The organism is Campylobacter sp. CFSAN093241 (assembly GCF_012889595.1).
Taxonomy (GTDB): domain Bacteria; phylum Campylobacterota; class Campylobacteria; order Campylobacterales; family Campylobacteraceae; genus Campylobacter_D; species Campylobacter_D jejuni.
Genome location: NZ_CP040612.1, coordinates 564187 through 575408 on the forward strand (window position 1 = coordinate 564187; position 11222 = coordinate 575408).

Annotated in this window: 9 protein-coding genes and 1 pseudogene; 7 read left to right on the forward strand and 3 right to left on the reverse strand. The window is 30.1% G+C overall.

The window, feature by feature from the left end; genetic code table 11:
- The first annotated feature begins 30 nt into the window (after window positions 1-30).
- From peb4 to FBE96_RS02995, 5 genes are all read left to right on the forward strand, one after another.
- Complete coding sequence (gene peb4 / locus FBE96_RS02975) at window positions 31-852, forward strand: peptidylprolyl isomerase PEB4 (protein WP_002879177.1); 822 nt, start codon at window positions 31-33, stop codon at window positions 850-852.
- Window positions 852-1916 carry a class II fructose-bisphosphate aldolase gene (gene fbaA, locus FBE96_RS02980; RefSeq protein WP_002856965.1) on the forward strand — a complete coding sequence of 355 codons (1065 nt, stop codon included), beginning with the start codon at window positions 852-854 and terminating at the stop codon, window positions 1914-1916. Before peb4 ends, fbaA begins: the two co-directional genes overlap by 1 nt.
- 94 nt (window positions 1917-2010) lie before the next feature.
- A complete protein-coding gene (locus FBE96_RS02985) occupies window positions 2011-3453 on the forward strand; it encodes a MotA/TolQ/ExbB proton channel family protein (RefSeq protein WP_002852205.1) in 1443 nt (480 codons plus the stop codon).
- Complete coding sequence (locus FBE96_RS02990) at window positions 3450-4403, forward strand: OmpA family protein (protein WP_002852313.1); 954 nt, start codon at window positions 3450-3452, stop codon at window positions 4401-4403. The genes FBE96_RS02985 and FBE96_RS02990 overlap by 4 nt, the downstream gene beginning before the upstream one ends.
- Window positions 4390-5265 carry a 1-aminocyclopropane-1-carboxylate deaminase/D-cysteine desulfhydrase gene (locus FBE96_RS02995; RefSeq protein ID WP_002852217.1) on the forward strand — a complete coding sequence of 292 codons (876 nt, stop codon included), beginning with the start codon at window positions 4390-4392 and terminating at the stop codon, window positions 5263-5265. The genes FBE96_RS02990 and FBE96_RS02995 overlap by 14 nt, the downstream gene beginning before the upstream one ends.
- Here the strand turns inward: FBE96_RS02995 and FBE96_RS03000 are convergent.
- From FBE96_RS03000 to FBE96_RS03010, 3 genes are read right to left on the reverse strand one after another with little or no spacing between them, the layout of a single operon-like run.
- Complete coding sequence (locus FBE96_RS03000) at window positions 5257-6600, reverse strand: sodium-dependent transporter (protein ID WP_002852070.1); 1344 nt, start codon at window positions 6598-6600, stop codon at window positions 5257-5259. The two genes, FBE96_RS02995 and FBE96_RS03000, sit on opposite strands and share 9 nt — an antisense overlap.
- Before the next feature lie 50 nt (window positions 6601-6650).
- On the reverse strand, window positions 6651-7319 hold the full coding sequence (locus FBE96_RS03005) for an MOSC domain-containing protein (protein WP_002873784.1): 669 nt from the start codon (window positions 7317-7319) through the stop codon (window positions 6651-6653).
- On the reverse strand, window positions 7316-9019 hold the full coding sequence (locus FBE96_RS03010; RefSeq protein WP_002872588.1) for a protein-disulfide reductase DsbD: 1704 nt from the start codon (window positions 9017-9019) through the stop codon (window positions 7316-7318). Before FBE96_RS03010 ends, FBE96_RS03005 begins: the two co-directional genes overlap by 4 nt.
- 94 nt (window positions 9020-9113) lie before the next feature.
- Here FBE96_RS03010 and ppk2 point away from each other — a divergent pair.
- Window positions 9114-9994 (forward strand): annotated as a pseudogene (ppk2, locus tag FBE96_RS08685) (polyphosphate kinase 2).
- A gap of 8 nt (window positions 9995-10002) precedes the next feature.
- Window positions 10003-11193: a M20 family metallopeptidase gene (locus FBE96_RS03020; protein WP_002852326.1), complete on the forward strand. Its 1191-nt coding sequence runs from the start codon at window positions 10003-10005 to the stop codon at window positions 11191-11193.
- The last annotated feature ends 29 nt before the right edge of the window (window positions 11194-11222 follow it).

Sequence of the window (11222 nt, forward strand, 5' to 3'; positions counted from 1 at the left end):
TTATATACATTTTATTAAAAAGGAAACCTAATGAAAAAATTTTCTTTAGTCGCAGCAACTTTGATTGCAGGTGTAGTTTTAAATGTAAATGCAGCTACAGTAGCTACTGTTAATGGCAAGAGCATTAGCGATACAGAAGTAAGTGAATTTTTTGCCCCTATGCTTAGAGGACAGGATTTTAAAACTTTGCCAGATAATCAAAAAAAAGCTCTTATTCAGCAATATATTATGCAAAATTTAATTTTGCAAGATGCTAAAAAACAAAATTTAGAAAAAGATCCTTTATACACAAAAGAACTTGATCGTGCAAAAGATGCAATACTTGTTAATGTTTATCAAGAGAAAATTTTAAATACTATTAAAATTGATGCGGCTAAAGTTAAAGCTTTTTATGATCAAAATAAAGACAAATATGTAAAACCTGCGAGAGTGCAAGCAAAACATATCTTAGTAGCGACAGAAAAAGAAGCTAAGGATATTATTAACGAACTTAAAGGTTTAAAAGGTAAAGAACTAGATGCTAAATTTAGCGAGCTTGCTAAAGAAAAATCAATTGATCCAGGTTCAAAAAACCAAGGTGGTGAGCTTGGTTGGTTTGATCAATCAACTATGGTAAAGCCTTTTACAGATGCTGCTTTCGCACTTAAAAATGGTACTATTACTACAACTCCAGTAAAAACGAATTTTGGTTATCATGTAATCTTAAAAGAAAATTCGCAGGCTAAAGGTCAAATCAAATTTGATGAAGTAAAACAAGGTATTGAAAACGGACTTAAATTTGAAGAATTTAAAAAAGTTATCAATCAAAAAGGCCAAGATCTCTTAAATAGTGCTAAAGTGGAATATAAATAATGGGTGTTTTAGACATTGTAAAAGCAGGGGTGATTAGCGGAGATGAGCTTAATAAAGTTTATGACTATGCTAAAGCAGAGGGTTTTGCTATCCCTGCTGTTAATGTTGTAGGAACTGATTCTATTAATGCAGTTTTAGAAGCTGCAAAAAAAGTTAATTCTCCAGTTATTATCCAGTTTTCAAATGGTGGGGCAAAATTTTATGCAGGAAAAAATTGTCCTAATGGAGAAGTTTTAGGTGCAATTAGTGGGGCTAAACATGTGCATTTACTTGCTAAAGCTTATGGTGTACCTGTGATTTTACACACTGATCATGCTGCAAGAAAACTTTTGCCTTGGATTGATGGGCTTATTGAGGCAAATGCACAATATAAAAAAACCCATGGACAAGCTTTATTTAGTTCTCATATGCTTGATCTTAGCGAAGAAAGTTTAGAAGAAAATCTTAGCACTTGTGAAGTTTATCTTCAAAAACTTGATGCTTTAGGTGTCGCGCTTGAAATAGAATTAGGTTGTACAGGTGGCGAAGAAGATGGAGTGGATAATACAGGTATTGATAATTCCAAGCTTTATACCCAACCAGAAGATGTAGCTCTTGCATATGAAAGACTTGGAAAAATTAGTGATAAATTTTCAATCGCAGCAAGCTTTGGAAATGTACATGGAGTTTACAAGCCAGGAAATGTTAGCTTACAACCTGAAATTTTAAAAAATTCGCAAAAATTTGTAAAAGATAAATTTGCTTTAAATAGCGATAAGCCTATAAATTTTGTATTTCATGGCGGTAGCGGTAGTGAGCTAAAAGATATTAAAAATGCGGTAAGCTATGGCGTAATTAAGATGAATATTGACACAGATACTCAATGGGCTTTTTGGGATGGGGTGCGTGAATATGAACTTAAAAATAGGGCTTATTTGCAAGGACAAATTGGAAATCCAGAAGGTGATGACAAGCCAAATAAAAAATACTATGATCCGCGTGTTTGGTTAAGAAGCGGTGAAGAAAGCATGATAAAACGTCTTGAAATCGCTTTTGAAGATTTAAACTGTATAAACAAAAACTAAGCATTTTAAAAGCTTAGTTTTATTTTGTTTTAAAAATTTTTATCAAATTAAGTAGCAATCTTTAAAATAAAATTTTTAATGAGGTATTGGTTTCATGGATATTAAATCAGATGAAATTTCAGAACTTGTTTTGCCTGAAGGCAAAGATGCAAGAGGTTCTTTGGTTTATTTTAAAATTATTTTTATTCCAGCTTTTCTTTATATTTTGATTTTATTGGGTTATTTTAATGTAATTGACTTTAAGGTCGAATTACATACGGTTATTATGACAGGTGTGATTTTTTTTACAGCATTGATTTTTGCTAGACATAGTGCTGAGTATGCGTATAGTATTTTTGAACAACAAAAAGATGAATTTAAACAGGCTTTAAAAAGACATATTATGAGGCATTTTCTTGCCATAGGGAAAGACACGAAATCAAATGCCAATTTTGATGACTTTGCTTATACATATATTAAGGGTGCAAGAAATGAGAATTTTGCTAGTATAGGTTCGGCAATTTTTCCAATGATGGGAATTTTAGGAACTTTTATCAGTATAGCTTTTTCAATGCCAAATTTTAGTTCTAGTGATACAGCCGCTTTAGAACAAGAAATTGCAGATTTGTTAAGTGGAGTGGGAACTGCTTTTTATGTTTCAATTTATGGAATTTTTCTTGCATTATGGTGGATGTTTTTTGAAAAATATGGTAAAAGCAAAATAGATCGTTTGCTAAATCGTCAAAAAAACGCTACAAGTGGATTTTTTTGGACAAAAGAAGAGCTTGATCAAAGATATTTAACTGAAAGTTTGCAACATTTTGAAAAAATTGGAGCAATTTTTAAACAAGTTAGTAATGATGATTTTTTTGCAGAGCTTGATCATGCTATTGATAGAAAGTTTGGTATTTTCCAAGATATGCTAAATGTAGAAGAAAAGGCTATTAGATTAAGTAGTGAACATATCAAACAAACCATGGGTGAGCTTAGTAAAGCACAAAGAGATCAACGCGATCTTGGAAAGCTTTATAGTGAAATGTTAAATGGTATAGGTTTGCTCAATCAAAATTTAAAAGAAATCAATACAAGAATGTCAGAACAATATAATCGCTTGCTTGATATCAGTAGTGATAAAATTCATCATCTTGATAAGACACTAAGTGCATTCGATGAAAAAATAGAGCGTTTTGGTAAAAATTTTGAACTTTATGAAAAAGCAATGTTGGAAAGTCAAGAAAAGGTTTTTGAGGGATTTAAAGCAAGCTTGTTTGAAGGTATGCATAAATTTAAAGAAGTATATGAAGAAGAAAAAAGTATTGATGCTAAAATCAAAATGATGGATGAGCTTAAAAAAGAAATGAAAGCACTTGATGAAGAAACAAGTCAAATGATGAGCAAGCTTTCTGGGGATGAAAATCAGAATAAAGAAAATGAAACCAAACAAATAGAAGATTTTTCAGAGTCTAAGACTGAAGAAAATCAAGATGAAATTCAAGCAGAAATATCTAAGCAAGAAAGCAATGATGAGCTAAAAAATGAAGATAAAGAAAATAAATGAAAAATGAGTCAAAAGAAGATAGCAATTTTTGGATAGCTTATGCTGATTTAATGGCAGGATTGCTGTTTGTTTTTATTTTGCTAATAGGTGCTATTGTTGTAAAATATGTTTTAACTCAAAGTGATTTAAAAGAAATCAAAGATAATCTCAATAAACAAGAGGCACGCTTAGAGGAGAGTAAAGAAGAGCTTAGAAATAAAGAAGCCATAGTGTTTAAACTAAGTTCTGATTTAAACAATGCTTCTAGTGCTTTAAATCTTGCTAATTCTCAAAAAGCAGAATTAGAGGCTAATATTACAAATTACAAGCAGTTAAGTAAAGATTTAAACTCAACTTTAGATAATAAAGATAAGCAAATTTTGATTTTACTAGGTCAACTAGAGAAAAAAGATGAAGAGCTTAAAAATTTACAAGAAGATTTTCAAAAAGCTAAAGAAAAGGTGCAAAATCTTGGTTTGATTCGTGAAAATTTAAGCAAGGAATTACAAAGTAAGCTTGATAATAATATCACTATAGATGAAAAGACAGGATCTATTTCTTTGCCTGCTGAAGTACTTTTTGATAAAGATTCTTATGTGTTAAAAAATGAGGCAAAGGCAAGTTTGAGAAAAATCTTAAGCGAATATTTTGATGCTATTCTTGAAGATCCAAAAATTTTTTCTAACATTGAAAATATCATTATTGAAGGACATACTGATAGTGATGGATCTTATATTTATAATTTAGATTTGTCGCAAAAAAGAGCTTATGAGGTGATGAATTTTATCTATACTTTTTATAAGAGTGATAAGCTTCAAAAGCTTTTAATGGCAAGTGGACGTTCTTTTTCAGATCCTGTGTTTGTCAACGGAGTTGAAGATAAGGATAAGAGTCGTCGCATAGAAATAAAATTTAGCATTAAAAATGATAATGCTTTAAAGGATGTAGAAAAATTCTTTGAATTTCATTAAAACAATTAGTCCTATACAAAAAATCAATTTTAACGGATTTGAATTTTATATTAAAAGAGATGATTTATTAGGGGAAATTAATGGAAATAAAGCTAGGAAACTTGCTTTTTATATCCATCAAAGATATCCTAAAAATCAATCTTTTGTAAGTTATGGAGGAAGCCAAAGTAATGCTTTGGCGGCATTAAGTATTTTTGCTAAACAAAGATCATATAAGCTTGTTTTTGCTTGTGAAAAAATTTCTACTTTTCTTAAGAATAATCCTTGTGGAAACTATGCTTTAGCTTTAGAAAATGGTGTTGATTTTGTAGAAAATATCCATTCTTTATCCTTAAAGCAATTTGCTTTGTCTTTGTGTAAAAAAGATGATGTTTTTATAGAACAAGGCATAGCTAATTTAGAAGCTCAATATGGCTATATGGAACTTGCTCAAGAAATTCAAATGCAAAGTCAAAGTTTAAAGCTTGATTTTGATATTTTTTTACCTTCGGGCACAGGCACTTCGGCAGCTTTTTTGGCAAAGTATTCTAAATTTAAAGTATTTACTTGCGCTTGTGTAGGTGATATTAAATATCTTAAAAAACAAATTTTAACATTAGATCCAAGCTATGATTTTTCAAATTTAGAATTTTTAACAAGTGATAAAAAATATCACTTTGCTAAGCCGTATAAAGAATTTTATGAGCTTTATATGGATTTAAAGTTAAAGTGCAATATAGAATTTGACTTGTTGTATGATATTTTAGGATTAAGTATAGCATTAAAACAAGAGTGGAAAAAACCATTGCTTTATATACATCAAGGTGGAATTTTAGGAAATTCCACTATGTTAGAGAGATATAAATTTAAAAAATCAGTTTAAAATTCCATAGATAAAAATGATTAAAATAATCAAAGGTACTATATATTTTACATAATAAAACCAAATTCCAAACCATGAACTTTTAAGTGTATTGTTATTGCTAAGTTCTTTTAGACTTTCTTGTTTGCCTAAAATCCAACCTACATAAATACAGCAAAAAAATGCAGTTAAAACAAACAAAATATTTCCACTAATGAAATCAAAACTATCAAAAATGTTTTTTCCTTTGATGATAACAATATCACGCCAAGGCCCATAAGTTAGAATACAAGGAAGATTGCCAAGTATGAAGATAAACCCTAGAGTTAGGTTAATAGAAAGATTTTTAGAATATTTAAATTTTTCTTCTAATACGCTAATAATAACTTGATAAATTGGCAAGCTTGTGGTTAAAGCTGCAATCAAGAGTAAGACAAAAAATAAAATACACACAATGGTGCCAAAATGGATATGAGAAAATGCTATAGGTAAAGTTTCAAAAACCAAAGAAGGCCCGCTATCTGGAGCAAGTCCCGCTGAGAAAAGTGCTGGAAAAATCATAAAACCAGCCAAAACAGCTATGATAGTATTTAAAACTCCTGTATAAATAGCGGTTTTTGCCATATTTTCATTTTTATTAAGATGAGATGAAAGTGTTATCATTACCCCAAAACCTAGGGATAAAGCAAAAAAGACTTGTCCTAAAACATCGATTAAAAGTTTTGGTGATAAAATTTTACTAAAATCAGGTTCAAGATAAAATTTAACTCCAGCCATAGCTCCATCAAGGGTTAAATTGCGTCCTACAACAATAATAAGACAGATAAATAATAAAGGCATTAAAAATTTTACGGATTTTTCTATACCATCTATAATGCCTCTTTTTAAAATAATATAATTAATAATTACAAAAACAGTGGTAAAAATACCAACTCCTAAAGGATTGAAGGCTATTTTGTCGTTAAAAAACTGATGAGTAAATTCTTTGCTTACTACATTGGCAAGGCTAAAATTCCCTAGGGTTAATTCCCAAATATAAACTAAAACCCATCCTCCAAGTACCATGTAGTAAGCCATTATGCCAAAGCTTCCTAAAAGTCCCATATATCCAATACTTTGCCATTTTTGTTTGAAAGCATCTACGCTATTTGTCATCGCTTTTCTGCCTATGACATTTTCAACTAAAATAACAGGAATGCCTATGATAATCATAGCTATACAAAAAACTAATACATAAGCACCGCCACCATTTTCTCCTACAAGATAGGGAAAACGCCAAGTTGCTCCAAATCCTATGGTTGCTCCAGCAACTGTTAGAATATAAGTTAGTGTGCTACTCCATGTTTGTCTTTGCATGATTATCCTTTCGAAAAAGAATTATTTTACCTAAAAATAACTTTAAAAACTTATAAGCTATCCATATAGCTTATATCGTAAGTATTTTTTAAGCGTTTGTGTATAGTTTCGTGCCAATTTTGAGATATGAGAGAGTTTAATTTTTCTAATTTATTTAATAAATTCGGATTTTGCTTAAGAATTTGATGCGGGGAGTAAAAAAGTTGATTGAGTTCAAATACACTAAGTGAAGTAGAATTTTTTTCTAAAATTTTAATGTTTTCATGCTTTCGTATTTGTCCAACTTGTAAAACTTTATAATACCATCCACTCAAGCCCGTTTTAAAAATTTCATGTGTAAAATTTGAATTATTGTGAATTCTAGAAATTTTTACACAAGGTTTTCTAGGTTCGCTTACTTGCAGTATTGCATTTGAAATTTGATGTACATCACCTATGCAAACATTTTGTTCGCAAAGCCCATCGATGCTCAAATTTTCACCCATTGAGCCAAAATTTAGCTTTTTATTAAGAAATCTTTCCCATATGGGATAGTTTTGACAAGAGTTGGCAAAAATAGCCTTATGGTAGCCTCCATGATGAATTTTATCAGCTATTTGATCATCTAAAACACCTAGAAAATCAATTTGTGTTTCTTCTAGGTAAGTATCTTTAATAAATGCGCTTTGGAAATTTTTATAGTTTTTAATTTTCCCTATTTGCAAACTTTGAATTTTCATGGTTCTATTTTTTTTAATAAATCATCAGCACTGATAAAACCCGTGATTTTTAATTTTTCTTTTCCATTTTCAAAGAAAATTAAAACAGGTGGGCCAAAAACATTAAATTCTTTCATGGTTTTAATTTGTTCATTATTATTTTCGCTTACATCAACTTTGATAAGTTTGTAATTTTGCATTTTTTGTATGATTCTTTCATCGCTAAAGGTTAATTCATCTAAAAGTTTGCAATTTTCACACCAAGATGCAGTAAAATCAAGCATTATGGGCTTTGTATTTGTTTGTATTTCTTGCTTTAATTGTTCAAAATTGTTGATATAATCATAGCTTAAAGCATGTTTTGAGGCAGATATAGTATTGAAATTTAAAGGATTTAAGAAATTTTTAGCCCCAAAAAGTCCTCCTAGGAAAATACTTAGAGAATAAGCTAAAATAAGAATTAAAATACTTTTTTTAATTTTAGAAATTATTGTAAAACTTTTTTCAAAAATTCCCATAAAAACACTAAAAAATACACCTAAAATTCCATAGGCAATTAAAATGTAATTTTCTTCAATAATTCTAGAAAGTATCCAAATAGCCATAGCCAACATAACAAAACCAAAGAAAATTTTTACTTTTTCCATCCAAAAACCAGGTTTAATAAAACCTAATCCTAAGCCTATGAAAAGCAAAGGTATACCCATGCCAAAACTCATGATAAAAAGCGCACTACCACCTAATAAAGCATTGCCTGTATTGGCTATATAAATTAAAGCACCTGCTAAAGGAGCTGCTACGCAAGGACCTACTATTAAAGCAGATAAAAATCCCATGATGGCTATACCTAAAACTCCTTTCCCTTTTTCGCTTTTTTTATGTATAAAGGTTTGAAATCTTAATGGCAATTCAAAACGAAAAGCTCCAAACATAGCAAAAGCAAAAGCTATGAAAATTAGAGCAAAAAGAATTAAAATAATAGGTTTTTGTAAAATTCCTTGAATACTTGCTCCTAGAAAACTTGCTATAACTCCAGCAATAGCATAGGCTAAAGACATGAAAAAAACATAGATAAAAGAGAGAAAAAAACTATATTTTTTTGAAAATTTAGCATTACTTTTTGCTACGATAAGAGAAGATAAAATCGGAATCATAGGTAAAATACAAGGTGTTAAGGAGAGTAAAAGTCCATAGCCAAAAAAACTTAGCAAAATCCAAAAAAAGTTATCTGTTGCTAAAAAATTTGCTATAGAGCTTTCTTCAGATTCAATTTTAGTTTTTTTATCTGTTTTTTGAGCTTTGTAAGGTTTTGAAATTTCAAAAGCATCTTTTTTAGAAATGAGATCAAAGTACCAAGTTTGAGGATTATAACACAAGCCTTGTTCAGAACAGCCTTGAAATTCGAGTTTGATTAAATTTGTGGTATTTTTTGCAAAGCGCTCTAGTAATAAATTTGGCAAAGCTAAATTTAATTTTTGATAATAAACATTTTCATTACCTCTTGTAGAACTTTGAGGTAGATTAATCAAAGAACTTATATCTTTTTCGTTTATATATAATTTAAGTTTATTAGAATAAAGATAAATATCTTTTCCAAGTTCAATATCAATTGAGATAGAGTTATTATAAGAGTTTGATTTTACATTAAAAGCTTCATTTAAAGATAATATAGAAGCAAAACATAAACAAAAACTTAATAAAATAATACCAAAAATACGCATAAATTTCCTAAAAACTTATTTTTTCCTTTATTTTTAGCTTCAATTATAATTTATTATGGTAAATTTACTTTAAATACTCTATAAAGGTTTGAAAATGCAAGAAAACAATTCTCCAAAAGCGCAAGCGACTGTTAAAAAGAATGAAATTTATGTTTCTGTTAAAAGAAAGAAAAGTACAATAGAATATGAAAAAGATTTAAAGAATTTGCAAATTGAGCTTTTGAAATTTCAAAATCATGTTAAAGCCAAGGGTTTAAAGGTTCTTATACTTATAGAAGGGGCGTGATGCGGCTGGAAAAGGTGGGGCGATTAAACGTTTGATTGAGCATTTAAATCCGCGTGGTTGCCGCGTTGTGGCTCTTGAAAAACCTAGTGATGTGGAAAAAACACAGTGGTATTTTCAGCGTTATATAGCACATTTGCCCTCAGCCGGTGAGATTGTGATTTTTGACAGATCTTGGTATAATCGTGCAGGAGTAGAACCGGTTTATGGGTTTTTGTACACCGCAACAACATAAAGATTTTTTAAGAGAAGTGCCTTTGTTTGAAAATATGATTTCAAATAGTGATATTATTTTTTTAAATTTTATTTTTCAGTATCAAAAGACGAGCAAAAAAACGTTTTGAAAAACGCCGAAGCGATCCACTTAAACAATATAAATTATCTCCTGTGGATCAAAAATCGCAAGAATTATGGGATAAATATACTTTAGCTAAATACTCTATGCTTTTAGCATCTAATACTCCAACTTGTCCTTGGACTATTATTTCTTCTGATGATAAGAAAAAAGCAAGATTAAATTTATTGCGTTTTATACTTTCTAAGGTAGAATATCCAAATAAAAAACTGGAGATTTTTCCAAAATTGATGCAAAATTAGTGCGTAGTGGAGAAGAAGAAATACGAAAAATGGAGGCGAATTTGGAAAAACTTGACAGTAAAAAAGCAGATGAGAAAATAAAAGATTTAGATTAAGGAAAAGAATGCAAAAGCTGGTTGAAAATTTAGCACTAAAGTACTATGATAAAGTAGTTGATTTAAGACATCAAATTCATATGCATCCTGAGCTTGAATTTGAAGAAGAAAATACAGCCCATTTAGTGTGTAAAATTTTAGATGAGTTTGGCATTAAATATCAAAAAAATATTGCAAAAACAGGAATTTTAGCTATTATAGAAGGAAAAAAGAAGAGTCAGAAAAAACCAAAATGTGTTCTTTTAAGAGCGGATATGGATGCTTTACCTGTGCAAGAAAAAACTAATCTAAGCTATGCTTCAAAAATTGATGGTAAGATGCATGCATGTGGACATGATGGACATACAGCAGGGCTTTTGGGAGCTGCTTTGATATTAAATGAGCTTAAAGATGAATTTTGTGGCACGATTAAATTTATGTTTCAGCCCGCAGAAGAGGGAAGCGGTGGAGCTAAACCTATGATAGAATCAGGTGTATTGGAAAATCCTTATGTTGATGCAGTTTTTGGTTGTCATTTATGGGGGCCTTTGCTTGAAAATACTGCTCAAATTGTAAGTGGTGAAATGATGGCTGGAACGGATATTTTTGATTTGGAATTTATTGGCAGAGGAGGGCATGGAGCTCATCCGCACACTTGTATAGATCCTATAATTATGACAACGCAATTTGTAAATAATATACAAAGTGTTATTTCTAGACGTTTAGCCCCTTATGAAGCAGGGGTGATTACCGTAGGTCAAATTTGTGCAGGAACTACTTATAATGTTATTCCTACAAATGCTTATTTAAAAGGAACTGTGCGCTTTTTAAATGATAAAACGCAAGATATTTTAAAAAGTTCTTTAGAAGAAGTGGCTGCTGCTACAGCAAAATCCAATGGCGGAGATTATAAGCTTAAATATACTAAAGAATTTCCTCCATTGATTAATGATGAAAAAGCTGTTTTAATAGCAAGAAAAGCTTTTGCAAAGGTCTTAGGAGAAGAAAATATCATTGTTTCTTCTAAACCTGACATGGGGGCTGAAGATTTTGCTTTTTTAACACGAGAAAGAATGGGAGCTTATGTATTTGTTGGAATTTCAAAGGATTTAAATCATCCAGCTTTGCATCATAGTTCTACTTTTTGTTGGGATGATGAAAATTTAAAAGTCTTAATGCAGGGTGATGTGATGATGGCTTTAGAATTTTTAAATTTATAAAATAGAATTAAAAATTCACAAAAAATTCA